Origin of the sequence: Nocardia mexicana NBRC 108244, from assembly GCF_001613165.1 — a bacterium.
In the GTDB taxonomy this organism is placed as follows: domain Bacteria; phylum Actinomycetota; class Actinomycetes; order Mycobacteriales; family Mycobacteriaceae; genus Nocardia; species Nocardia mexicana.
The window spans coordinates 164077-187738 of record NZ_BDBV01000019.1; the positions used below are offsets into that span (position 1 = coordinate 164077).

Consider the following 23662-nt stretch of genomic DNA (forward strand, 5'->3'; position numbering starts at 1 on the left):
GCGCATCCCTCCTGATCATCACCCCTACGCTACTGCTGCGGACGATAATTGGCCCGGACCCGCTCGGCCAGGAATTCCGCCGCCGTCACGGGCGGGTAGGTGCCCCGCGGCCCCTGGATCACCGCGTCCCGATCCGCCTGCGCGAAGTAGGCGATGCTGTACCGGTCACCCTGGTATTCGCCGGGCCCCGGGCCGCGGACCCGATGGAAATTGGACGGCAGCAGGTCATCGCTCCAGCGGGTGAGCATGTCACCGATATTGCAGGTGATCAGCGACGACGACGGGGTGATCGAGGTCCACTGCTGATCCTGCATCTCCCTACCCGGGCACACCTGCAGGCCGCCCTGCCCGTCGCGCTGGAAAAGCAGTGTCAGACAGTCGAAGTCGGTGTGCGCACCGGCCCGCCACCGGCCGGGAACATCGCGCAGCTCAGGGGGAACGGCGAAGTAGTGCAGCAGCCGCAGCGTGCTCTGATACTGCTCGGATCCGGGGTCGTGGGCCGCGGTGAAGTGGTCGCGGGGCAGGCCGAGCCGATCGGCGAAGCAGGACAGCACCCGCATCGCGACGATCCAGCACCGATGCTCGAAATCGTCGACGGCCGAGACGAATCCGGGCAACTCGTCCTCGGTGGGCCACATCCCGTCCATATGCGGCCGGGTGATCTGATAGGACTCCTTCTGGTCCGGTACGCCGATCGACGGGCGCACCTGACTCAAGCTCTCCCATCCCGCATTGTTCGCCTTGACCAGTGGATAGCGGCCCTTCACGGACTCCGGGAGCGCGAAAAACCCTGCGGTGTGCTCGAATACACCGTCGATCAGCTCCTGCGGGATGCCGTGGCCGGAGAGCTGGAAGAAGCCGATCTCGGTCGCGGCGGTCCACAGCTGATCGGTGATCTCCCCACGGCGAGCGTCGAAGTCGCTCAGGTCGATCACGCGGATCTCGCGGTCGTCGGTTTCGCTGCCGAGCCCGCCCATCTGCTGTTCGCGGGCCACTTCGGACAGGTCGTAACTGGCGGTCATAGCTGCCTTTCTCGTCTGCGGATGTCAGCTGCCGACGCTGACGGTCGGGTCGAGGAATTCGGTGGTCACCAGGTCGCGGGCGGTCAGCCCGTCCGGCACGTGCGCGCCGCCGCGGCGCAGGATGGGGGTGAACTCGTCGATCACCCGCTGCACCCGCGCCGGGTCGAAACTGCCCAGCACGCCGTCGATTTCGTTGCCGATCAGGCCGCCGTCGACGAGCGACTTCGATGCGTAGGCGGCCAGCTCGGGGCTGTAGGGCGTGAAATTGGGGCTCTCCGCCACCACATCGGCGACGATCTCGTTCGTCCGGCTCGGATCGGCACGGAACTGCGCGGTGGAACGCTGGATCATCGGCACCAGCCGCTGCAGGCACGGGCGCAGCTCGTTCAACCGGTCGGCGCGGACGTTGACGGTGCGTGCGTATCCCTCGTACCCGACGTCCCGAAGCATCTGGTAGGCAACGGGTTTGCGCCAGGCGCGCAGTTCGTTCTGGTAGATGTACGGCTCGGAGCTGACGAAACCCTGCTGTGCGAAGGACGGATCGGAGACGAAACGGGACGGGGAGTTGTCGTAGGACGCGTCGATCTGCCCGGCCGTCAGTAGCCCACGCGCCACCAGCCAGTCCGGATACAGCTGTCCCTGCGAAACCACCACCGGTGCACCGGATTTACCGATGTCCGCGATCCCGTGCCAGTCGGGATGGGTCTTCGGGTCCCACATCAGCAGCTGCGGGCTGTAGCGGAGCAGCGTGCCCACCGCGACGATCGGCTGCTGCCCGGCCGCCGCGATCGACTGCTCGGAGTGGGCCAGGCCCAGCGTGATGCTCGGATCGACGTACATCTGCGAGGGCACGGTCTGGAACCCGATGGCCGCACCGCCCGCGCGGATCTCCAGCTTCACCCCGGTGTCCTTGCCGTCGACGACCAGTGGGCCCGTGACCCTGCCCTGCTCGGGATCGACCCGATAGCCGGGACCCAGCAGCCCGAAGATCGGGCCCGAGTCGGTTTCCGGCTCCCACTGCAGTTGCACCGCAACGGTTTCCGGGCAGGACCCGGCCAGTTGTTGCTCCGGTGGTGCGGGCGGCAGGCTGACCGGCGCGCTCTCGGAACCGGATCCGCTGCACGAGGTCGCCGCTACCGCCGCCAGCGCGGCGAGCGCGGCTGTGCCGAATCGACGCAGCACGAATGTCATGAGATTTCTCCGAGGGGTATCAGCGGCCCGACGCATGCCAGCGGCCGACGGTGAGGCGTTGCGCCACAGTGAAGATCGCGAAGACCGCGACGCCGAACAGCGCGGCCAGCAGCAGCGCGGCCAGCAGGTCCTCCGACTGCAGCCGGGCCCGGTAGGTGTTGAGCAGGGTGCCGATGCCCGGCTGCCCCTGCGCGCAGAACATGTCGCCGACGATCGCGCCGGTCACCGAGAGGCCCGCCGCCGTGCGCAGGCTCGTCATGATCGACGGCAGCGCGGCGGGCAACTCCAGCGACATCAGGCGCCGCAGCCGGCCGGCGCGGCCGAGGGTGAACAGTTCCCGCAGGTTCGGGTCGACGGAACGGATGCCGAACAGCGTCATGGCGATGATCGGGTGCACGGCGATGAGCACGCAGACGATGGTGCGCGCGGTGATCCCGTAGCCGAACCAGAGACCGATCAGGGGCACCACCGCGAGCACCGGAATTGCTTGCAGCACAACGGTTTGCGGATAAACGATGCGTTCGAGCATGCGGGCCTGACTCATCAGCACGCCGATGCCGACGCCGAACAGTACCGACAGTGCCAGGCCGGTCACCGCGACCCGGGCGGTCACCGTCAACGCCTCCAGCATCACCTCGAGCTTCGCCGGTTTCAGCAACGACTCGGTGAGGACGACATGCGGCGGCGGCAACAGGAATCGCCGGTCCGGGACCAGCAGCACCAGCGACACCAGATACCACAGCCCCAGCACGATCCCGAAGGAGAGCACGGGCGCGCCGATCCGGGTCAGCATCGCGCGCAGTCGAGGGCCGCGGAGGACCGGGCGAGCCAGCCCGGCCCGCGCGGGTACGACGAGGCCGACCATCAGCACGCCTCCTTCAGCGACTCCGATACTCGCGAAACCTGTTGCGTGAACTCCGGATCGAAGCGCACCTCGCGGTCGCGCGGATAGGGCAGGCCGATATCGATCACCTCGTACACCCGGCCCGGCCGGGCCGACATGACCACCACCCGCGAGCCGAGGAACACCGCCTCGGAGACCGAGTGGGTGATGAACAGCGCGGTGAACGCGTTGTCGCGGTACAGGCGCAGCAGTTCCTCCTGCATCACCAGCCGGGTCATCTCGTCCAGCGCGCCGAACGGCTCGTCGAGCAGCATCAACTCCGGTTCCAGCGACAGCGCACGGGCCAGCGAGACCCGCATGCGCATGCCACCGGAGAGCTGGTTGGGCAGCCGGCCCGCGAAGTCGGCGAGGCCGACCGCCGCGAGCGCCCGCTCGGCGCGGGCCCGCCGGGTGGCCCGGTCGATGCCCCGCAGTTCGGCCGACAGCTCCACATTGCGCCGCACCTTCCGCCACGGCAGCAGGGTGGCCTCCTGGAATATGAATCCGATCGAATCGGACTGCACCGCAACGCTTCCCGAACTCGGCCGATCGATCCCGGCGGCGAGCCGGAGCAGTGTGGACTTGCCACACCCCGACGGGCCGACGACGGTGACGAATTCGCCCGGCCCGATCTCGAGGTCGATACCGGCGAGCGCGACGATGTCGCCTTCGCCGCGCCCCGCAAAGCGCCTGTGGACTCCGTCGAAGCGGACGGCGGCCGTGGGAACACGGTCCAGACGGAGGGCGGGCATGGGTTCCTGCAGCAGCATCTCTCACCTACTTTCGGGCCGATTTACGTGCATCATTCGGCCTGCGTCCAGAATCTCGCAGATTGATTACATGCAATCGCTGGAGTGTTTCCGTGTGATTAATGGTTATTGCATGTTCGATAGCCGTTTGACGAGATCCGCCTCCGAGACCCGGGTGCTGTGCCCGTCGCGAATCACCGCCTCGCCGTCCACCCACACGGTGTCGACCACGCGGGGCGAGGCGGCGGTCAGCAGGGTCGCGCCGGGATCGCGCACGGGCAGGCACGCGAAGTCCCGATCGAATCGGATCAGCGTCAGGTCGCCGCTGTCGCCGACGGCCACGCCGGTCGCCCCCTCCGACCGGCCCAGCGCGCGGGCGGCGCCGCGGGTCGCCATGCGCAGCATGGCGTCGAAACCCAGCACATCCGCGCGGGCGTGCGCGACCCGCTGCAGGTACGCACCCATGCGCAAGGCGAGCAGCATGTCCTGGGTGTCGTTGCTGGCCGCGCCGTCGACCCCCAGCCCCACCTCGACACCGGCCCGCAGCAACTGCGGAATCGGCGCGATACCGCTGCCAAGCCGCATATTGCTCAGCGGATTGTAGGAGACCGCGACCTCGCGTTCGGACAGCATGCGGCGGGCGTACTCGTCGAGGTGGCAGCAGTGGACCGCGAGTGTGCGGGGACCGAGCAGGCCGCCCGCATCCAGATAATCGACGGCCGAATATCCGGCGTGCAATCGGCACATCTCGTCGTCGGTCCCGGTCTCCGACAGGTGAATCGAGATGGTCTTGTCGTGCCGCCGGGCGTACTCCCCGACCGCCGCCATGCCGTCGGCGGTCAGGCAGCGCGGGTTCGGGACGGCGAGCGCCGTCGTGATCCGGGATCCCGCCAGGCGGCCGTCGAGTTCGTCGATGTGGTCGAAAACCGTTGGCAGCGGCTGCATCAGGCGCGGATCGAGCCCCCAGCGCCGGGAGGCGTCGGCGCGGTCGGCGACGCCGCGTCCGAAGACGACCCGGATTCCCAGTTCCGCGAGCGCGCGCAACGCCGCGTCGTGCACCTCCCCCGAGGGATTCGGCCACATGTGCTCGACGACCGTGGTCACTCCGCCGCGCAACAGCTCCAGGCCGCCCGCGAGCGCGGACAGATAGGTCTGCTCGGCCGTGGCGGCCACGGTGTGCTCGCCGACGCAGCGCAGCCATTCCAGCAGCGGCAGGCCCTCCCCCGCCCCGCGCAGCACCGCCTGCTGCAGGTGGGTGTGGGTGTTGACGAAGCCGGGCAGCAGATGACCGCCGCAGCCGTCGGCGACGGGGAGTTTCGATCCGGAACCGGCGCCCGGACCGATCGCGGTGACCACCCCGGCTTCGACGACGACATCGCAGCCGGACAGCCAGCGCGGCCCGGTGTCGGTGGCGGCGTAGACGGTGACATCGGCGATGACGACGGACTGCGGACTGTGCACCATGCGGCATTCCTCCCGGAAATGCGGCTGGTTCGCCCGCCGGCTACGGCGGTGCACCTCGCCCGTTGCAGCCATGAGCGACGTGCCGCAGAGCCTAACGCGGCCGTATTTCGGACCGGTTAATCCTTTCCGGGCACGGTGTCAGGGTTTGAGATCGGCCCCGGGCGGCAGGATTTCGACATCGGCGGTTCGGTCCGGCTCCAGGAAGGCCAGCAGCGCGGTGCCTTCCGATTCGACCGCGGACCGCTCGGCGGCCGACCACTTGTCGTTGGGAACGATGCGCAGCCGGGCCCGCTCGCGGTCGGTGAACACCTTGTAGGTTCCCGCGAGGTATCCGTCGACCAGTACCGGCGCGACCTGAAGTGCCATGCGCCGCAACGGTGGTGCGGCACCCTCCGGGACGACGCGGCCGCGGTCCTGGTGGGAGAGATAGAGGTTGTCGTACCAGCCGAGGAAGCGGACCGGCGCCGGAAGGTCCGGATCGGCGAGTTCGGCATCCGCGGCGTCGTACAGGGTTCGGCCGCGCTCGTCGGTATAGGTGCGCAGCCGATCGCCCAGCCGGTCGACGGCCTCCTTGATGCCCAGCAGTTTCGACCAGGTCTGCACATCCATCGTCGAGGCCGGGCCGAACGCGCGCAGATAGCGAATGACCAGCTCCTCCAACGGATAATCGGGAACCAGCGGACTGCCGAGCCAGGGCTCGATCCGTGACCACACCGGGCGGCTGCTGTTCTTCCACAGCCCGCGGGGTGGCGTCTGCAGCACGGGCAGCTGATACAGCCAGGTCTGCACCACGGCGCCCGGATCCCGGTCGGGGAACTCCTCGGCGGCACGCAGGCGCAGATCGGCCGCCGACATGGGCTCCTGCCCGAGCGCCTTCTCACCGACGGCCCGCACCACATCCGGATCGAGACCGACCATGGCGCCGTAGTTGAAACCCTTACGGAAGGGGATCTTTTCGAGTTCGGGCTGGATATGCGGGGCGATCCGCACGGCATCCTCGGCGGTGGCCAAGTGAATCGTGCCACGCATCAATGTGATTCGCACCAGCGACCGGTCCCGCAGTCCGGACGACACCGCATCCGGGTCGAAATCGGCTATCCGGCTCCACAATCCGACGAACGGGGGCGGCACATCCTGCGCCTGCAGGCCGACCAGGTACTCACACATCCGCGGCACCGTCAGCGTCGAACGCTCCAGCAGATGCTGCCGGGCCAGCAGGGTGCGGTTCAGTACCCGATTCGAAACGGAATCCGATTTCATGACGGCCTCTCTCAGTGCGCGGTGCCGGGAGCGTCGAGACGGAAGACGAGCTCCTGCAACCCTTTCCACGATTCGATGTCGTCCTCGGTGCCGGTGTGCGGGCGGCGGAATCGGTGGACGTATTCGGCGGCGTCGGCGAGATCCCAGCGCCTGCGGTACAACTCGAGCAGCTCCGGATGCGGAGTGAACCCGGTGCGCTCGGCGTAGGCCTCCAGCAGCGAACCGTCGCCCGGATCGAGATCCCACAGATCGCGTTCGGGCGGCGCGAGCAGCGCTGTGTCCCAATCGATCAACCGCCAGCCCCGCGCGGTGTGCATCGTGTTGGCCGCGTGCGGTTCACCGTGGGTCACCACCGACCGGACCTCCAGTGACCGCGACGTCGTCACCAGCGCGTCGTAGCGCGCCCACTCGTCCCGCAGCGCCGCGGCGTTGTCCCGCAACAGATCCGACATCGGCGCCGAATAGGGACCGCGGTCCGGGATGTCCCCGGCCAGGGCCAGCTCGACCTCGTCGCGGTTCGCGACGGCGAAATCCTCGGTCCGCGCCGGGACGTCCGTGGGCGACCGATGCAACCGGACGATCATGTCGAGCACGGCCTGCCGATGATCTTCGTCGCGGAACTCGCCCCAGTCGAACCGCCTGCCCTCGAGCAGCGGATAGACGGCTACGGCGAACGCGCCCAACCGGACACATACCGAGCCGTCGCTGCCCGGCACCGGCGCCACGACGAAATCCAGCCCGGCGTCGCGCGATGCCTGCGATGTCCCGAGCGCGGCGCGCAACCGGTCGAAGGCCGCCGCCACCGAATCATCGGGCGAACGCCGCCGCAACTCGAGCTCGTCCACGGTCACGAACCAGGCATCGCCGCCGGTATCGGTGACCCGCCAGTGATGACTCCCGAACCCGACCGCCGCATACTCCATCGCCACCACGCCGATCGCCCAGTGCTCCGCGAGCACGGCGATCAAGGTGTCATCCGTCAGTCCCGGCGGCGGAGTCAGCATGAGTCGCAGCATAGGACGGCAAACACCACACCACCGAGCCCTTTTCTCCGCCGCCCCCTCGCCGACCCCACCATTCCCGGCACGCCCACCACCTCACTCCCGAGCACGCGCCCCACCGCATTCCCGGCATGCTCCCCACCTCATCCCCGGCGTGCTCCCACCTCGTTCCCGGCACGCCTGCCACCTCGTTCCCGGCACGCCTGCCACCTCATTCCCGGCACGCCCGCCACCTCATTCCCGGCACGCCTCCGACACCATTCCCGGCATGCTCTTCGCCGGGATCAGCGCAGCGAAACCACGACCTTGCCGGTGGCGGTGCGGTTGTCCAGCGAGGCCACGGCGGCGGCGGACTGCTCGAGGGGGTACAGCACCGGCTGGGGCGGGGCGATCTTGCCCGCGGCCAGCAGCGGCTCCACCTCCGCCCACTGTTCCTGCAGGTAGCCCGGGTGCGTCAGCACCCACTCGCCCCAGGCCGCGCCGATCACCTCGACGTTCTTCAGCAGCAGGCGGTTCACCTTCACCGTCGGGATCTCGCCCGCGGTGAAGCCGACCACCAGCAGCCGGCCCGCGGGCGCCAGCGAGCGAATACTGTCGGTGAAGCGGTCGCCGCCCACCGGATCGAGCACGATGTCGACCCCGCGCCCGCCGGTCAGTTCCTTCACCGCCGCCAGCCAGCCGTCGGTGAGCACCACGTCGGTCGCGCCGTTGGCCCGCGCCACCTGCGCCTTCTCCTCGGTGCTGACCACCGCGACCACCCGGCCCGCGCCCAGCGCCGCCGCCATCCGCAGCGTCGAGGTGCCGATGCCGCCCGCCGCGCCGTGCACCAGCACCGTCTCGCCCGGCGCCAGCCGACCCCGGTTGCGCAGGCAGAAGTGCACGGTCAGATCGTTGAAGAGAATTCCTGCCCCGGCCTCCAGCGAGACGTTGTCCGGCAGCCGGAACACCATCTGGGGCGGCGTCACCGCCACCTCGGCGATGGCATTGCCCAGCATCGTCAACGCGACCACCCGATCGCCCGCGGCCACGTGTGCGCCCTCGGGGGCGGACCGCACCACCCCGGCGACCTCCCCGCCGACGACGAAGGGCAGTTCGGGCTTCATCTGATACAGCCCGCGCGTCATCAACACGTCCGGGAACGCCACCCCGGCCGCGTGCACATCGATCACCACGCCGTCCGGATAGGACGCGGGTTCGGGGATGTCGACCACCTCGATGGACTCCGGTCCGTCGAGCTTGCTCACCTGGGCTGCACGCATGAATTGGGCCTCTCTGTCGCGGCTGCTCGCCAACAAGTTAACCGGTCTTCGCATGCGGCTGTCCACGGCACCGCCGTTTGTTAAGCTCAGGGCCGCTGAGCTGAGCTGATGAGGGGGACTCATGGCCGGGCCGAACGAACCGCCTCTGGGCGTCGACACCGAGGCGTTGAATACTTTCGCGAACACATTGCGTGGCGAATCGCAGACCATCGGCGGCCTGCAGTCCGGCCTCGCCGACGCCGCCGGGGCTCTCCCCGGCACGCAGTGGAGCCAATCCTGCATCCAGGCAAGGGATTCCGTCGATCAGGCGCTGCAACGCATCGGCGCGCGGCTGACCACGATCGCCGACGGCGTGCAGCAGGCGGGCAAGGCCGTAGAGCTCACCGATCAGCAGTTCGGCGACAAGCTCACCAGCATCGGACTGCGCACATGACCCTCACCATCCCCGATGTCGAGAGCTGGAATCCGGACCAGCTGACCACGGCCTCCGTATCGGTCGGCAAGCTCAGCGCCGATCTCGACCAGGCGGTGCTCGACGGCGTCACCCGCACCCGGCAACTCGGCGACGAACAGCAGTGGAGCGGCGCGGCGGCCCAAGCCGCGAGCACGCGGATGGATACCGAGAAGGTGCGCGCATCGGCCGTCAGCCAGGCGGTACTGCAACTCCAGACGGCACTCAGCCAGCAGGTGGAGAACCTGAACAACGCCAAGCAGGCCGTCCGCGCCACCCGCGACCGAGCGCTGCATCCCGCCGAGAACCCACCGCCCGACGCCTTCGAGGTCTCCGACACCGGCGTGGTCACCGCGAACGCCCGCAAGACGTACTGGGACAACCAATCCGGCCTGACTCCGACGGAGATCCAGGACCGCAAGGTGGCCGAGGACCACCGGGCGGCAACCCTGCAGACCGAGATCACCAACGCCCTGAAGCAGGCGGAGCTGGTCTCCGAGGCCGCGGTCGCGGCGATCAACGCCGCCAAGGCGAAGGTCGACGAGGCGTACGCGGGCTTGGGCGACCCGGCCACCGGCGCGGGCGCGGCGCCACCCGCGGCGACCGCACCTGCGGCGACCGCACCCGCGGCGGTCTCCGACACCCCGGCCACCGGACATACGAACTCGCACTCGGGCAGTTCGTCGTCGACCGGAGGGACCTCGCACAGCGGCGGTTCGAGCTATCTCACCAGCGGCACCGGCGGCCTCTCGTCGGGCTCGTCGGGCGGCCCGGTCGGGCCCATGCCCACCGGCACCCAGGCGGAATGGATCAAGGAGGCCATCCGGGTCCTGCGCGAACAGGGTTACGACATCAAGGATTCCGACGCCGCGATCATCGCCGCCATCATCGAGAAGGAGTCCGGCGGCAATCCGCACGCGATCAACAACTGGGACAGCAACGCCGCAGCCGGGACCCCGTCCAAGGGCCTCATGCAGACCATCGACAGCACGTTCAACAGCTACGCGCTCCCCGGTCACGGCGATATCTGGAACCCCGTCGACAACATCATCGCCGCCTCCCGATACTCCCTCGATCGGTACGGTTCCCTGGACAATGTGCCCGGTATCGCGGCCATGCGCGGGGGCGGATCGTATGTCGGCTACTGATTTGCTACGTGTGAGTAGAGCCATCTCGACGTAACGGTGTGACACGCGCCCCGTAAAGTCATGTCACAGACAGCACCGCACGAGAACGCGGCACACCGTGCAGCGCGAGGAGCACCAGTGTCACTCGATCAGCCACTCGCCCCGCTTCCCCAGGAGGGCTTGGGCTTCGCCTCGGCGTGGCCCGTGCGGGCTGGTGATGTGGATCCGTACAACCGGTTGCGGTCGGATGCCGTAGCCCGCTACCTGCAGGACATCGCCTGGGAGGAGCTGCACGGCAGTTCCCTGCACCGCACCGATCCGAGCTGGATCGTGCGCCGCACCGTGATCGATGTGGTGCGCCCGATCCTGTGGCCGGACCGGGTGCATCTGCTGCGCTGGTGTTCGGCGATGTCGTCGCGCTGGACGAATATGCGGGTGCGGATCACCAGCGAAAACGGCGGGCTGATCGAGACCGAGGGTTTCTGGATCAACATCAACGAGTCGACCAACATGCCCACCCGCATCAGCGACGAGGGCATGACATACCTGTCCCGCACCACCGCCGAGCACCGCCTGCGCTGGCGGCCGTGGCTGACCGACGCCACCCCGCCGGAGTCGGATACGGATCTGCCGTTTCCGGTGCGCGCCACCGATATCGACCAGTTCAACCACGTCAACAACGCGGTCTACTGGCAAGCGGTGGAGCACTACCTGGTCGATTTCCCGAAGCTGGTCGCCGGACCGCACCGCGCCGTCATCGAATACATCGCGCCGGTGCTGTCGCGTCAGCACATCAGCGTGCGCAGCCGCTACGAGCCGGGCGACCGCACCGGCCATCCGGTGCTGCGCCTGTGGTTCGTGGTCGGCGGCACCACGACGACGGCCGTGCGCCTCGGGCCGCTGTCGACCTGACCGCGTTCACCGGTTGATAGCTGACGTCCGCGGCCGCCCGAATCCCGGGCGGCCGCGGCCGTCGGCCGTTCAGCTCCGCGCCGCCTTCAGGAGGTCGTCCCGGGTGGTGAACTTGACCCGCGGTCGCCCGCCGGACTTGCCGGCGCTGCGCTCGGCGGTATCGATGGCCTTCCAACCCTCGCGGTCCACCAGGTCGGGCTGGCGCTGCCCGAGCAGGGCCTTCAGCGCGGCCCGATCGCCCTGCGGCGCGGCCAGCTTGCCCGCGGTGAAGTCGTCGATCAGCCGCTCGACGGTTTCCTGGGCGTCGACCCGGTTGGAGCCGATGACACCGCGCGGACCGCGCTTGATCCAGCCGGAGACGTACACGCCCGGCAGGTGGGCACCCTCGGCCACGACCCGCCCGTGCTCGTTCGGGACGGTGCCCGCGCGATCGTCGAACGGCAGCTCCGCCACCGGTTCACCGCGGTAGCCGATGGACCGCAGCACCAGCGAGGCGGGCAGCGTCTCGGTGCGATCGGTGGCGCGGGCGATCAGGCGGCCGTCCTCGGAGACCAGCTCGTTGTGCGCGAATTCCACGCCCTCGGCCTTGTCGGTGCCGGTGACGGCCGTCGGCGAGGCCAGGTAGCGGAACACGATGCGCTTGTTCGAGGGATTCGGCTCCTTGGCCGCATACTCCTGCGCCAGTTGGTATTTCAACTGCAACGAGGGCTCGACCTCAGGATCATCGAGCAGCGCCCGGCTTTCCGGATCCAGCTCCAGGTCGGCCGGGTCGACGATCACGTCGATCCCCTTCAGGTACCCCAGCGCGAGGAATTCCGGCGAGGTGTAGGCCGCCTGCAGCGGACCCCGCCGTCCCAGCACCACGACCTCGCGGATATTGCTGTTGCGCAACGCATCCAGGGCGTAGTCGGCGATATCGGTCTTGGCCAGCTCGTCCGGATCCAGCGTCAGCACCCGGGCCACGTCCAGGGCGACATTGCCGTTGCCGACGACGACCGCGCGCTCCCCGGACAGGTCGAAGCTGCGGTTCGCGTAGTCGGGATGCCCGTTGTACCAGGCCACGAACTCGGTGGCGGAGTGGCTGCCGGGCAGGTCCTCGCCGGGCACGCCCAGCTGCCGGTCGGTGGACGCGCCGACGGCGTAGATCACCGCGTGGTGGTGCGACAGCAGTTCGTCGTGCGAAATGTGGTTCCCCACCTCGACATTGAGGTGGTACTGCAGGGTTTCGCGGCGGAACGCGCTCTCGAACATGCTCGACACGGTCTTGGTGCCGGGGTGGTCCGGCGCCACTCCGGCGCGGACCAGGCCCCAGGGCGTCGGCAGCCGGTCGAACATCTCCACCTCGACATCCGCGCGCCGCAGCAGCTCGTCGGCCGCGTAGCAGGCCGCGGGACCGGCGCCGACGATCGCGACGCGCAGCGTGCCCAGTTCCTTCGGCGGGCGCGCGGGCGTCACCAGCGGATCGAAATTCGACTCCAGCGGGTGGCGCTCGAAGTACGTGGCGTTGATATCGCGGAATCGCGCCAGGGAGGCCGTCAGATCGTCCTCGGAGAAGATGGCCTCCACCGGACAGGCATCCACGCAGGCGCCGCAGTCGATGCAGGTGTCGGGGTCGATGTAGAGCTGCTCGGTCGTCGCGAACTCGGGTTGCTCCGGAGTGGGACGAATGCAATCGACCGGGCACTCGGGTACGCAGCTGGCGTCGTTGCAACAACGCTGCGTGATCACATAGGCCATATCTCGCAGATCCTCGAAAACATCATCGGCTGTACTCCGCCCCTGGGTTGGGACGGGCATGCGTCACGGCTGTTGGCGGTCGGCCAAGGTTGTGACGCCACCATCAGTGTGCCTCGAGAGTGAGCTGCCTCTCCGCTCAGGATGGTGTCGTGCGACACACGGCGACGTCGGGCGGACCCGGTTTCCGGCGGCTTACGGTATGCGTATGGCGCGGACCCTGATCCTCATGCGGCACGGTAAGTCCAGCTATCCCCCGGGCGTGACCGACCACGAGCGGCCGCTGGCGCCGCGCGGTCGTCGTGAGGCGGCACTCGCGGGCGACTGGCTCCGCGAGACCCAGGCGCCGATCGATGCGGTGCGCTGTTCGGACGCGGTGCGCACGCGCGAGACGCTGGCGGCCACGGGGATCACGGCGCCGGTGCGGTTCGAGCCGTCGATCTACGAGGCGTCGCCGCGTGCGCTGATCGAGCTCGTCCAGCTCGCCGACGACGATTTGCAGACGCTGCTGCTGATCGGGCACGCCCCCGGAATGCCGTGGACGGCCTGGGAACTGGCGGCCAACCGCGACTCCGAACCGGCCGCGGAACTCAGCCGGAAGTTCCCGACCTCGGCGCTGGCCGTGCTGGAGTTCGACCGGCCGTGGGCGGACGTGGACCCGGGCACCGGCGATCTGGTGCGGTTCCACGTGCCCCGCTGACCACCGTCAGCGGACCAGCTTCCCCCGCACCACCACGACGGCGCCGAACAGGACGAGCACCAGCAGCGCGACGAACCAGTTCGTGAGCGCCCAGACGACGCCCAGCACGATGAGCACCGGCACCGCCGCGATCGCGGCGATCACCGGATTTTCCTTGACCGTCTCCAGGGCCGAGCGGGCCCTGAGCCGGTCGATCTCTTTGGCCATGGCTCCCAGGGTAGGCCGATTCGCCCGGTTCGGCGGCACGTATTTCCACCCGGGCCGGTTGCCGCCGTCATCGATCGCGAAAATGCGCTGTAACTCCGCATTTCGCGATTTCTGTCGGTGGCTGGTGGGAGTCTTCTCGCATGGATTGGAAAATCGAACTCGTCGCGCTCCCCGTGACCGACGTGGACCGCGCCAAGGACTTCTACACCAAGATCGGTTTCAATGCCGATCACGACGCCAGCCCCACCGAGGACATCCGTTTCGTGCAGCTCACGCCGCCCGGATCCGGCTGTTCGATCTGCATCGGCAAGAACATCACCCAGGCCGCCCCGGGCAGCGTCGAGGGCATGCAGATGGTGGTCGCCAGCGCCGAGCAGGCCTACCAGCAGCTCGTCGCCGCCGGGGTGGAGGCCACCCCGGTCAAGGACGAGGGCTGGGGCCTGTTCACCTACTTCGCCGACCCGGACGGCAACAAGTGGGCGGTACAGGAGCTGCCCGAGCACTTCTGACACGGCCCGGCGGGCGGGTCGTCACGGTGCGGTGCGACCGCCCGCCGATACGGTCCGCCGACCGTTTCGGCTTGCTTGGAGTGCACTCCAGGTCGGTACCGTCTTAGGGGGACTACAGGAGGCGAACCGATGGGTGCTCCCGCGCAACAGGACATCGACGAGACCGAGTACGAGCGGCCGCGGTATTCGATCGGCGAGGCGGCCGAGCGATCCGGGCTGAGCCGGGACACGCTGCGCTGGTACGAGCGGATCGGCCTGATGGACTACATCGGCCGCGACTCCGGGGGTAAGCGCCGATTCAGCGACCGCGACCTGGCCTGGCTCCATCTGATCAGCTGCCTGCGGCTCACCGGCATGTCGGTCGCCGACATGCTGCACTACGCCGAACTGGTGCGCGCCGGTGACGCGACCACACCGCAGCGCCTGCAGATGTTCCGCAAGACCCGAGCCGAGGTCCTGGACCGCATCGACGAACTGCAGCAGACCCTGTCGGTCCTGGACCGCAAGATCACGATGTACGAGGACCGCACCGCCGCACTGCAGAGCATGTCCGAGCCCGCCGCACAGGGCGTCTGACCCGGCCTCGAGTCCCCGGCACCGCCCGACTTGTGCCACAGCCGAAACACACGCCCGACCGGGCGGTGAACGGGCACACGACGGACGCGGGCCGTGCAAGGCACGGTTACGATGCCCTCGATATGCAAATCTCACGCCGCGATGAGCAGACGTTCGAGCGTGGGTATGCTCTTGCGCGGCAACACATGTCGGACGACCAGGTTTCCGTCGTCATCCCGGCAGCGACGACGACGGGCGCATTCGACCGCGTATCGATCGCGAGCGGGCATCGGGGGCGGACGCGGAAGGAGAACTCGAGACAATGACCGAGCAGGCGCTGACCACCGCGGTCGTCCGCAACGAGGCACAGCACCGCTACGAGGTGTGGTACGGCGACAAGCTGGCCGGTTTCGCCGAGTACCGGGAGCAGGGCGAGGACACCGCCTTCATCCACACCGAGATCGACAGCGAGTTCGGCGGCAAGGGGCTGGGCGGCACCCTCGCCCGCGAGGCGATCACCGATGTCATCGCCCGCGGCCACGTCATCGTGCCGCGCTGCGCGTTCATCAAGAGCTGGCTGGACAAGCATCCCGAGTACGATTCACACGTGGTCGGCAAAGGTATCCAGAGGTGAGGACGCCGGGGCGGCGTCCGTCGTGAGTGAGCTTGCGAACGAACCGATGACACAGCGCGCGTCGCGCACGACGGAGCCGAGCGTCGGCGAGGTGGAGTCGTGAGTGAGCTTGCGAACGAACCGATAGCACAGCGCGCGTCGCGCACGACGGAGCCGAGCGCCAGCGAGGTGGAGTCGTGAGCGACCTCGAGGCACGCCCCGACGAGGCGGTGTGCGAGGCATCGCCCGCACCGGGCCAGCGCGCCGATTTCTACCCCGCGCGGGTGGTTCCGCTGGGCGGCGTGCGCGGCGTCACCGTGGAGCGCGTGCTGCCGCAGCGCGACCTGCCGACCGTCGGGGCCTGGTGCTTCCTGGACCACTTCGGCTCCCCCGCCACGAGCGCGGAACTGCCGCCGGACATCGATCCGCATCCACATATCGGGCTGCAGACGGTCACCTGGCCGTTCGAGGGCCGGATCCGGCACCGCGACAGCCTCGGCTCCGACGTGCTGATCGAGCCCGGCCAACTGAACCTGATGACGTCGGGCCGCGGCATCGCACACTCGGAATACACCGTGCCGGGCGCGCCCGCCGGGCACGGCCTGCAGTTCTGGATCGCGTTGCCCGGCAACAGAACCGGCATCGCCCCGCATTTCGAACAGCATCGCGAACTGCCCGTGCTCACGCTGCCGGGATTGCGCGCAACCGTCCTGATCGGGTCGCTGGAGTCGGCCGACCGCCAGGACGCCGCGACCTCACCGGCCGTCGCCTACACCCCGATCGTCGGCGCCGACCTGCGCATCGACCCCGGCGCCGACGCCCGCCTGTCGCTGCGGCCCGATTTCGAGCATGCCCTGCTGGTGCTCGAGGGCACGCTGACCGCGTCGGATATCGCCGCCGCGCCGGGCCCGCTGCTCTACCTGGGCAGCGACCGCCGCGAGCTGCGCCTCACCAGCGAGACCGGCGCCCACGCGATCCTGATCGGCGGCACGCCCCTCGGCGAGGACCTCGTCATGTGGTGGAACTTCGTGGCGCGCAGCCACGACGAGATCCTCACCGCCCGAAACGACTGGGAGAACCGCGATCTCGATCGCTTCCCCGATATCGCGGGCCACCCGCCGGATCAGCGGATCCCCGCGCCACCGCTGCCGAACCTGCGCCTGAAGCCGCGCAGGCGACGCATCGCGGCCGACCATCGCGACTGAACCGGGCCGGATCAGGTCCGGTCCAAGGCCGTACTGCCCGAATCCGTTTCCCGGCCCATCGTCTGCGTCCCGATGACCCGCAGCAGGTCCAGCTTCTCCTGGGCGTCGGTCCCGGGACGCGGGTAGAAGACCAGCAGATACTGCGAGGCGTTCGGGGTCACCAGCGTTTCGCACACCAGATCCAGCAGGCCTACCTGTGGGTGCTCGACCCGTTTGGCGTCGCTGATCCGCACGGCCACTTCGTGTTCGGTCCACAACCGCTCGAAATCGGGACTGGCGGAACGCAATCGAGACACCAGTTCCCGGACATCGGCATCGCCCGCCCGGCGCGCCGCAGTGGCTCGGAGATCGGCAACGTGCTTGCGGGTCAGGCGATTCCAGTCCTCGTCGGGAAACTTCCTGCGCTCCTGCGGGTTGGTGAACCACCGCCACAGCAGATAGCGGTCCATACCGGTTCGCCCCGAGCCGTCACCCATGAGGTTGATGTGCATGCGGTTCTGCACCAGGATCTCGCCGAGATCGGACACCACGCAGGCCGGGGTGTCCTCCAGCTTGTTCAGCAGATACAGCAGGCCCGGCCCGACATGCCCGTCGCTGCCGCCGCGGTCCGGCGCCGGGTGGTCGCACAGGTGGAACAGATGATCGCGCTCGTCGTCGGTGAGCCGCAGGGCGCGCGCGAGCGAGCCGAGCACCTGCACCGACGGACGCGGGCCGCGGGACTGCTCGAGCCGCGTGTAGTAGTCGGTCGACATCCCCGCGAGCAGCGCCACCTCGTCGCGGCGCAGTCCGGGCGTGCGCCGGCGCAGCCCGGGCAGCAGCCCCACATCCGCCGGTTGCAGCTGCTCCCGGCGGCGCCGCAGGAAGTCGGCAAGATCGTCGCGGTCCATGTCTCTACTGTCCTCCCCGGCAGGGCCGGAAACCAGGGATCGCCGATCCCCCGATATCCGATCTCTGCCGGATCCCCGGATCGCCGCGCACGATCTCAGGCATGACCAACATCGACACCGTCCAGCTCGGCAAGTCCGGCCCCGCCGTCGGCCGCATCGGCCTCGGCGCCATGGGCATGTCCGGCGTGTACGGCGCCTCCGACGAGGCGCAATCCCTCGCCACCATCCACGCCGCCCTGGATTCGGGCGCCAATCTCGTCGACACCGGCGATTTCTACGGCATGGGCCATAACGAGGCGCTCATCGGTCGCGCGCTCGCCGATCGGCCGCGCGAGGACTACCTGCTCAGCGTCAAGTTCGGCGCACTGCGCGGCCCGGACAACAGCTGGGGCGGGGTGGACACCCGGCCCGAGGCGATCCGCAACTTCCTCGCATACTCCCTGCAACGGCTCGGCGTCGACCACATCGATATCTACCGCCCGGCCCGGTTGGATCCGAATGTCCCGATCGAGGACACCGTCGGCGCGATCGCGGAAATGGTCGACGCCGGATACGTGCGGCACATCGGCCTGTCCGAGGTCGGCGCCGAGACGCTGCGCCGGGCCGCGGCCGTGCACCCGATCGCGGACCTGCAGATCGAGTATTCGCTGATCTCGCGCGGTATCGAACAGGAGATCCTGCCGACCGCACGGGAACTCGGGACCGGGATCACCGCCTACGGGGTGCTGTCGCGCGGGCTGCTCAGCGATTCGCTGCGCGCCGGAAAGGCATTCGAGGCCACCGATTTCCGGGCCCACAGCCCGCGCTTCCAGGGCGAGAACCTCACCGCCAACCTGCGGCTGGTGGAGGCGCTGGCGAAGATCGGCGAGCGGCACGGGGTGAGCGTCGCACAGCTCGCCATCGCCTGGGTGCTGTCGAGGGGTATGGACATCGTCCCGGTCATCGGTGCGCGACGCCCCGAACGCTGGGCCGAAGCGGTTGCGGCCCTGGATATTCGGCTGTCGGATGCCGATCTCGCGGAGATCGAGGCCGCGGCCCCGGCCGACCGGGTCGCGGGTGATCGCTACGCCGCCCCGCAGATGGCGATGCTCGACAGCGAGCGCTGATCGCCCGATGCCCATTTACGCCTGGCGGTAACCCTTCAGATCCCGGGTCCGTGCCGGTAATTTCATCCTCGAGATTCGGGGCGCAGCACCCGCCGATCGAAGAGGGTATCGATGAGGATCACGAAAACCATTGCGACGGCCTTGATCTGTCTCACGGCCACCACGGTGGCCGCGGGGGCGGCCGGCGCCGAACCGCCGGCCGCCGAGGATCGGCCGGGGCTCGAGGTGCGCGGGACCGACCACGGCGTCGGCTACGACACGCGGCTGAGCACCGACCGGCGCGCCGCGGTGACCACCCTGCAGACCGGCCGGTTCCTGGCGACCTGGGATGCGCAAACCATTGCCGTGACCGACGATTCGGGCATGATCGTGGCCAGCGTGCCGCTGCGCCACGACATCGCCGGGCACCGGCTCGATCTCACCCCGATGATCGACGAGGGCGGCCGCAGGCTCACCCTGACACCGACCGGACAGGCGCCGGTCCCGTTGCGCGACATCACCGCTCAGCAGCGGTTCCTCGACGTGATGCAGGCCCACCAACCGGCCGTCACCCAGGGCGCCGCGATGGGGGCGGCGATCGGGTTCGTGCTCGGCTTCCCCGCCGGGCTGTTCATGTTCGACATCTTCTCCGTGCCGATCGCGACGGTCGTGGGCGCACTGGTCGGCGCGGGCGTCGGGCTGCACAACAGCGGCGGTCAGGCGGCGGTCGACGAGGCGCGCGACGCGCTCGAGGACATGGTCACCGGCGGGGGCGAATCACCGCGGTAAACGACGCCGCCGCAACGGATTTGCCGGTCCCGTCGGTGATGTCCACCGGCACGGCCAGTTCGATCGGGGTGCGCGCCGCGATATCGGCGCGCGTCCGCTCGATGGTCTGCGCGGACAGTTCGGCGGTGGCCCGAATCGGCCCGGCCTCGCCCTTGGCCCGGGCCAGGTATTCGATCTTGCCGTCGCGGGCGACGATGAAGGTCTCGCCCATCAGGTCCACGATCCCGGAGATCGAGGCGCCCATCGCCGCGGTCTCCGCCAGGCCGAACAGGATCGCGGCGTGCAGATCGCCGTTGTGATTGAGATGCTCGGGCTTCGGGTCCATCGCCACGACATTGCGCCCGGGCAGGTATTCCACCCCGTCGATCCCGGCGTACTGCAGAAATCCGAGCTTCTTGAACCCGGCCATCACCAGTTCGCCCATCGCCGCGTTGTCCATCACCACTCCATCCGAGTTGAAACACGTTCTAGTTTTCATACCCGGACGGAGGGGTCGTTGTCCATGGGACCGGCTACGCGCCGCCCTCCAGGGTCACCTCGATACCCGCCAGCAGGGCGGTGAGGCCGAATTCGAAACCTGCCCCGGCCTCGGGATCCTCGGCATCCAGGACGCGGCGGTTGAAATGCGGGAAGCGACCCGAATCGACGACCTGCCGCACGTACTCCCCGACGGACGCGCGCCATTCGTCCTCGGTCATGCCGGTGCTGCGCCGCGCCTCCAGCTCCGCCAGTTCCCTGGCCACCGAGCCGATCACATAGATATGCACGGCCTCGACCACCAATACCGTCCGGGTGGGGTCACCGGTCGCCGCATCGACCAGGCCGAGCGCATGATCCGAGTAGCGAATGACATTGGGCCCCAACGCCGGACGCCGCGATGCCTGCTGCCCCAGCCAGGGGTGACGCAGCAGCAGGGCGCGGAAGTTGCGGGCATGGTCGGCCAGCCCCGCGCGCCAGCCGTCCCCGGGATCGGACAGGGGTAGCTCCGCGTACACCGCATCGACCATCAGCTCGATCAGCTCGTCCTTGTTGGCGACGTGGCGGTAGAGCGAGGTGGTCCCCGATCCCATCTCCGCGGCGATGCGCCGCATGGACAGCGCGTCGAGACCCTCCGCGTCCGCGAGGGCTATCGCCGCACTCACGATCCCCTCCTCGGTGATGACCGGACGGCCACCCCGCGAACGGTCGCGCATCCACACGAGTGTCGCGGGCTGTGACGAAGGCGTCATGGGCACAGTGTACTCATTGGGTACAGTGTTCCCATATCGGGTACATCGTTCCCAGGAGAGTTCTCATGTCACGGATTCCGGTTGTCATCGCCGGCGGCGGCAGCGTCGGGCTGGCCGCGGCCGTCTTTCTCGGCCACCACGGGGTGCCGTCGCTGGTGATCGAGCGGCGGGAGGCGCCGTCGAATCATCCACGCGCGCTGGGGATCAGCCCGCGCACGCTGGAATTCTTCCGCGAGGTGGGGCTGCGCGATGCGGTGGACCGGGCCGCGGTGCGGTCCGCACAGCCGTGGCGCGCGGAGGCCCGCACGGTCGTCGAGATCGATCGCGGCCAGGCGGCCCGGCCGCATCTGCCGAAGGGGATCGAGCTGTCGCCGGAGTCGCCGCGCGGGCACTATCCCCAGGATCGGCTCGACTCGGCATTGCTACCGGCCGCGCGGGAGCGGGGTGCGACCGTCGAGTTCGGTATCGGTGTCGCCGGAGTCGAGCAGGACGCCGACGAGGTCGTGGTGACGCTGTCCGACGGGCGGGTGGTCCGCGCCGCCTACCTCATCGGTGCGGACGGCGTGAACAGCACGGTGCGAAGGGAATTGGGCGTCTCCACCACCGGACCCGGCGAGATCGGCGACGTCAACATGAACATCCTGTTCGACGCCGACCTGGTCGGACACTTCGGTTCGATGCCGGTCATGACGCAGATCAGCCATCCGGACGCGACGGGCATCCTGCTGGCCGTCGGGGAGCGGCGGTGGGTGCTGCACGTCCTGCTGCCGCCGGAGGGAACGATGTCCGAGGAGAAGTGTGCCGAGGCGGTTCGCACCGCCATCGGCGCGGACGTGCCGGTGCGGATCCTCGGCGCCATCCCGTGGCGCGCGAACGTCCGGATGGCCGACGAGTTCCGGTGCGGGCGAGCGTTTCTCGTCGGAGATGCGGCGCGAGCCATCACACCGCTCGGCGCGTTCGGCCTGAATACCGGCGTGGCGGACGCACACAATCTGGCCTGGAAGCTGGCGTTCGTGCTCGGCGGGCGAGCCGGTGACGGCCTGCTGGACACCTATCACACCGAGCGCCACGCCATTGCCGAACTGGTCACTCGGCAGGCCCTGCTGCGCTGGGAAAACCCACGCCTGCACTGGGATCCGACGGCGGTGGCCGAGCGCGCGGCGGCGGGGGCGTGGAATGCGGTCATGGTGACCATGGGCTACCGGTACGACTCCGCCGCGGTGATCGATCCGGTGGTCGAGGTTCCGTCCACGGAGGACCTTGCCGCGAGTCTGGACGGCGCGCCCGGCTCACGAGTTCCGCATCGCTGGGTGGCTCCCGGTGTATCGACCCTGGATCTTCACGAATCCGGTTTCGCGCTGTTGGCCGGGCCGCGCGGGGAGGAGTGGCATGATGCAGCCGAAAAGGCCTCGACCGCTACGGAACTCGATCTGCGTGTCGCATTCTTGGATGAGGACTCCGCGGCAGCTGTGCGGATCGGTGATCGCGGTGCGATCCTCGTCCGGCCGGACGGATTCATAGCCTGGCGCACCGATGACGTGGCGGCTCCGGAGGTACTGCGCAAGGTCGTAGATACCGTGACGGCTCGACACCTATGAGCCGGTCGCCCGGCAGTCGACACCCTGCCTCCGTCGTCCCAGCGGCTTCGCCGAGTGCCGCGGTGGATTCCGGCCACGAGCATGCCGGAATCGGCCGAACCGCCCGCTTCGAACAGTGCTGCCGCCCAAGCGGTCACGGTCGCGGATACGGAGGTGGAAGTTGGTATCCGTTTTCGGCCAACACATTTCGCAGTAGATCCGGGCGGTTGGTGATGATCCCATCCACTCCGAGGCCCAGCAGCGCGGTCATGGTCGCCGGATCGTCGACCGTCCAGGGCACCACTCGCATTCCGTGCCGGTGTGCCGATCGCACCAGTGCGGCGGTGGTGAACGGCTCGTAGCCCGGGTCGTTCACCGTGCCGTCCTGCGGGTCGCCGTGCACGGGCGACACCGCATCCGCGCCGAAAGAAGCTGCCGCGGCGACGAATTTGTCCTGCAGGCCGCCCTGGTAGTCGTCGATATCGATGCCGCCCAGCCATGGCGAGGCACCGGGCTCCCCGGCCTGCAGGAACTGCTGCCCGCTGGTCAGCGCCACGATCGGCAGCTCGGGCGACACCTCGCGCATCCGCATCAGCGCGCCCCAGTCGAAACTCTGGATGGTGACCTGCGGACCGATCCCCGCGCGGCGGATCTCGTCGGCGACAACCTGCACGAATTGCTCTCGCGGCGCGGTCTGTTCCGGTGCGGCGGCCTCGACCTTGGTTTCGATGTTCAGCATGACCCCTTCGGCCCGATACCTACGCACCAGGTCGAAAACCTCTGAAAGCAAAGGCATTCGGGCTCCCGGGGCCGTTCGCTGCTCGGGGTGGTCGGGCAGTTGTCTCGAACCGCAGTCGATCGTGCGGACCTGGGCCAGAGTCAGGTCACGGATGAATGTGTTTCCGGGGACGTACGGGAACTTCGGGTCGCCGGGGAACGCCGGGACCGTATCCACACACTTCGCCGGGCTCGGATCCCGGTCGTGGGTGACCACGGCCTGGCCGTCCGCGGTGATCTGCACATCCAGTTCCAGCGTGCGCACGCCGAGCTCCAGCGCATTCGCGAACGCGGGCAACGTGTTCTCCACAACCAGCCCCAACCCGCCCCGGTGCGCCTGCAGATCGAAGGGCGGCGGAGGGTCGGCCGCGGCGAGCCCGGCGGTGACGGTCCCCGTGGACAACACAGCGGCGGCGTAGAGAGCCCGGATTCGTCGCATGCCCTCATCGTGCTGGGTGGCGTTCAACGCCCCGGTG

The 23662-nt window shown here is 68.8% G+C and carries 25 protein-coding genes; 11 read left to right on the forward strand and 14 right to left on the reverse strand.

The annotated features are described in order from the left end of the window. Window positions 1-29: 29 nt before the first annotated feature. The 8 genes from NM1_RS06945 to NM1_RS06980 form a co-directional block, all read right to left on the reverse strand. On the reverse strand, window positions 30-1022 hold the full coding sequence (locus tag NM1_RS06945) for an isopenicillin N synthase family dioxygenase (RefSeq protein WP_068015219.1): 993 nt from the start codon (window positions 1020-1022) through the stop codon (window positions 30-32). A gap of 24 nt (window positions 1023-1046) precedes the next feature. Continuing rightward, complete coding sequence (locus tag NM1_RS06950) at window positions 1047-2213, reverse strand: substrate-binding domain-containing protein (RefSeq protein ID WP_068015222.1); 1167 nt, start codon at window positions 2211-2213, stop codon at window positions 1047-1049. A 19-nt stretch (window positions 2214-2232) separates the two neighbouring features. Further along, complete coding sequence (locus NM1_RS06955; RefSeq protein WP_373864027.1) at window positions 2233-3078, reverse strand: ABC transporter permease; 846 nt, start codon at window positions 3076-3078, stop codon at window positions 2233-2235. Beyond that, window positions 3078-3848 (reverse strand): ABC transporter ATP-binding protein, encoded by a 771-nt coding sequence (locus tag NM1_RS06960; protein ID WP_114699540.1) that lies wholly within the window; start codon window positions 3846-3848, stop codon window positions 3078-3080. The genes NM1_RS06955 and NM1_RS06960 overlap by 1 nt, the downstream gene beginning before the upstream one ends. A gap of 123 nt (window positions 3849-3971) precedes the next feature. Next, window positions 3972-5309 (reverse strand): amidohydrolase family protein, encoded by a 1338-nt coding sequence (locus NM1_RS06965; protein WP_068015368.1) that lies wholly within the window; start codon window positions 5307-5309, stop codon window positions 3972-3974. Between the two features lie 138 nt (window positions 5310-5447). Next, entirely contained in the window at window positions 5448-6569 is a 1122-nt protein-coding gene (locus NM1_RS06970) for a winged helix DNA-binding domain-containing protein (RefSeq protein WP_068015228.1), read from the reverse strand. 11 nt (window positions 6570-6580) lie between these two features. Next, window positions 6581-7573, reverse strand: coding sequence for a phosphotransferase (locus tag NM1_RS06975; protein ID WP_169814209.1), 993 nt, complete (start codon window positions 7571-7573; stop codon window positions 6581-6583). Between the two features lie 281 nt (window positions 7574-7854). After that, on the reverse strand, window positions 7855-8829 hold the full coding sequence (locus NM1_RS06980) for an NADPH:quinone oxidoreductase family protein (protein ID WP_068015375.1): 975 nt from the start codon (window positions 8827-8829) through the stop codon (window positions 7855-7857). Window positions 8830-8950: 121 nt separating this feature from the next. On the opposite strand from NM1_RS06980, the gene NM1_RS06985 reads away from it, so the two are divergent. The 3 genes from NM1_RS06985 (at window position 8951) to NM1_RS06995 (ending at window position 11319) form a co-directional block, all read left to right on the forward strand. Then, window positions 8951-9262 carry a WXG100 family type VII secretion target gene (locus NM1_RS06985; RefSeq protein ID WP_068015231.1) on the forward strand — a complete coding sequence of 104 codons (312 nt, stop codon included), beginning with the start codon at window positions 8951-8953 and terminating at the stop codon, window positions 9260-9262. Next, the gene (locus tag NM1_RS06990; protein WP_068015233.1) at window positions 9259-10428 is read left to right on the forward strand and encodes a lytic transglycosylase domain-containing protein; all 1170 of its coding nucleotides are present in this window, start codon (window positions 9259-9261) and stop codon (window positions 10426-10428) included. The genes NM1_RS06985 and NM1_RS06990 overlap by 4 nt, the downstream gene beginning before the upstream one ends. A gap of 117 nt (window positions 10429-10545) precedes the next feature. Further along, a complete protein-coding gene (locus tag NM1_RS06995) occupies window positions 10546-11319 on the forward strand; it encodes an acyl-[acyl-carrier-protein] thioesterase (protein ID WP_246011165.1) in 774 nt (257 codons plus the stop codon). A 69-nt stretch (window positions 11320-11388) separates the two neighbouring features. Here the strand turns inward: NM1_RS06995 and NM1_RS07000 are convergent, their stop codons facing one another. Then, window positions 11389-13056, reverse strand: a complete 1668-nt coding sequence (locus tag NM1_RS07000) for an FAD-dependent oxidoreductase (protein WP_068015239.1) — start codon at window positions 13054-13056, stop codon at window positions 11389-11391. A 205-nt stretch (window positions 13057-13261) separates the two neighbouring features. Between NM1_RS07000 and NM1_RS07005 the strand changes: the two genes are divergently transcribed. Then, on the forward strand, window positions 13262-13753 hold the full coding sequence (locus NM1_RS07005) for a SixA phosphatase family protein (RefSeq protein WP_068015241.1): 492 nt from the start codon (window positions 13262-13264) through the stop codon (window positions 13751-13753). A 6-nt stretch (window positions 13754-13759) separates the two neighbouring features. Here the strand turns inward: NM1_RS07005 and NM1_RS07010 are convergent, their stop codons facing one another. Then, window positions 13760-13960, reverse strand: coding sequence for a hypothetical protein (locus tag NM1_RS07010; protein WP_068015244.1), 201 nt, complete (start codon window positions 13958-13960; stop codon window positions 13760-13762). Between the two features lie 140 nt (window positions 13961-14100). On the opposite strand from NM1_RS07010, the gene NM1_RS07015 reads away from it, so the two are divergent. The 4 genes from NM1_RS07015 (at window position 14101) to NM1_RS07035 (ending at window position 16842) form a co-directional block, all read left to right on the forward strand. Then, on the forward strand, window positions 14101-14469 hold the full coding sequence (locus NM1_RS07015; RefSeq protein ID WP_068015246.1) for a VOC family protein: 369 nt from the start codon (window positions 14101-14103) through the stop codon (window positions 14467-14469). A 129-nt stretch (window positions 14470-14598) separates the two neighbouring features. Next, window positions 14599-15045 carry a MerR family transcriptional regulator gene (locus tag NM1_RS07020; RefSeq protein WP_068015250.1) on the forward strand — a complete coding sequence of 149 codons (447 nt, stop codon included), beginning with the start codon at window positions 14599-14601 and terminating at the stop codon, window positions 15043-15045. 301 nt (window positions 15046-15346) lie between these two features. Continuing rightward, window positions 15347-15658, forward strand: a complete 312-nt coding sequence (locus NM1_RS07030) for a GNAT family N-acetyltransferase (protein ID WP_068015257.1) — start codon at window positions 15347-15349, stop codon at window positions 15656-15658. Window positions 15659-15834: 176 nt separating this feature from the next. Continuing rightward, window positions 15835-16842, forward strand: a complete 1008-nt coding sequence (locus NM1_RS07035; protein ID WP_068015259.1) for a pirin family protein — start codon at window positions 15835-15837, stop codon at window positions 16840-16842. A gap of 11 nt (window positions 16843-16853) precedes the next feature. On the opposite strand, the gene NM1_RS07040 is transcribed toward NM1_RS07035, so the two are convergent. Further along, the gene (locus NM1_RS07040) at window positions 16854-17729 is read right to left on the reverse strand and encodes a helix-turn-helix transcriptional regulator (protein ID WP_068015262.1); all 876 of its coding nucleotides are present in this window, start codon (window positions 17727-17729) and stop codon (window positions 16854-16856) included. A gap of 101 nt (window positions 17730-17830) precedes the next feature. On the opposite strand from NM1_RS07040, the gene NM1_RS07045 reads away from it, so the two are divergent. Next, window positions 17831-18835 carry an aldo/keto reductase gene (locus tag NM1_RS07045; RefSeq protein ID WP_068015264.1) on the forward strand — a complete coding sequence of 335 codons (1005 nt, stop codon included), beginning with the start codon at window positions 17831-17833 and terminating at the stop codon, window positions 18833-18835. Between the two features lie 111 nt (window positions 18836-18946). Further along, window positions 18947-19603 (forward strand): DUF8020 domain-containing protein, encoded by a 657-nt coding sequence (locus NM1_RS07050; RefSeq protein ID WP_068015267.1) that lies wholly within the window; start codon window positions 18947-18949, stop codon window positions 19601-19603. On the opposite strand, the gene NM1_RS07055 is transcribed toward NM1_RS07050, so the two are convergent. Then, window positions 19575-20042: a PaaI family thioesterase gene (locus tag NM1_RS07055; protein ID WP_068015271.1), complete on the reverse strand. Its 468-nt coding sequence runs from the start codon at window positions 20040-20042 to the stop codon at window positions 19575-19577. The genes NM1_RS07050 and NM1_RS07055 overlap by 29 nt on opposite strands. Window positions 20043-20115: 73 nt before the next feature. Beyond that, window positions 20116-20832 carry a TetR/AcrR family transcriptional regulator gene (locus NM1_RS07060; protein ID WP_068015378.1) on the reverse strand — a complete coding sequence of 239 codons (717 nt, stop codon included), beginning with the start codon at window positions 20830-20832 and terminating at the stop codon, window positions 20116-20118. Window positions 20833-20897: 65 nt separating this feature from the next. Here NM1_RS07060 and NM1_RS07065 point away from each other — a divergent pair, with 65 nt between their 5' ends. Further along, window positions 20898-22430: an FAD-dependent monooxygenase gene (locus NM1_RS07065; RefSeq protein WP_068015273.1), complete on the forward strand. Its 1533-nt coding sequence runs from the start codon at window positions 20898-20900 to the stop codon at window positions 22428-22430. A gap of 133 nt (window positions 22431-22563) precedes the next feature. Here NM1_RS07065 and NM1_RS07070 read toward each other — a convergent pair whose 3' ends face one another. Next, the gene (locus NM1_RS07070) at window positions 22564-23625 is read right to left on the reverse strand and encodes a glycerophosphodiester phosphodiesterase family protein (RefSeq protein WP_068015381.1); all 1062 of its coding nucleotides are present in this window, start codon (window positions 23623-23625) and stop codon (window positions 22564-22566) included. Window positions 23626-23662: the final 37 nt, after the last annotated feature.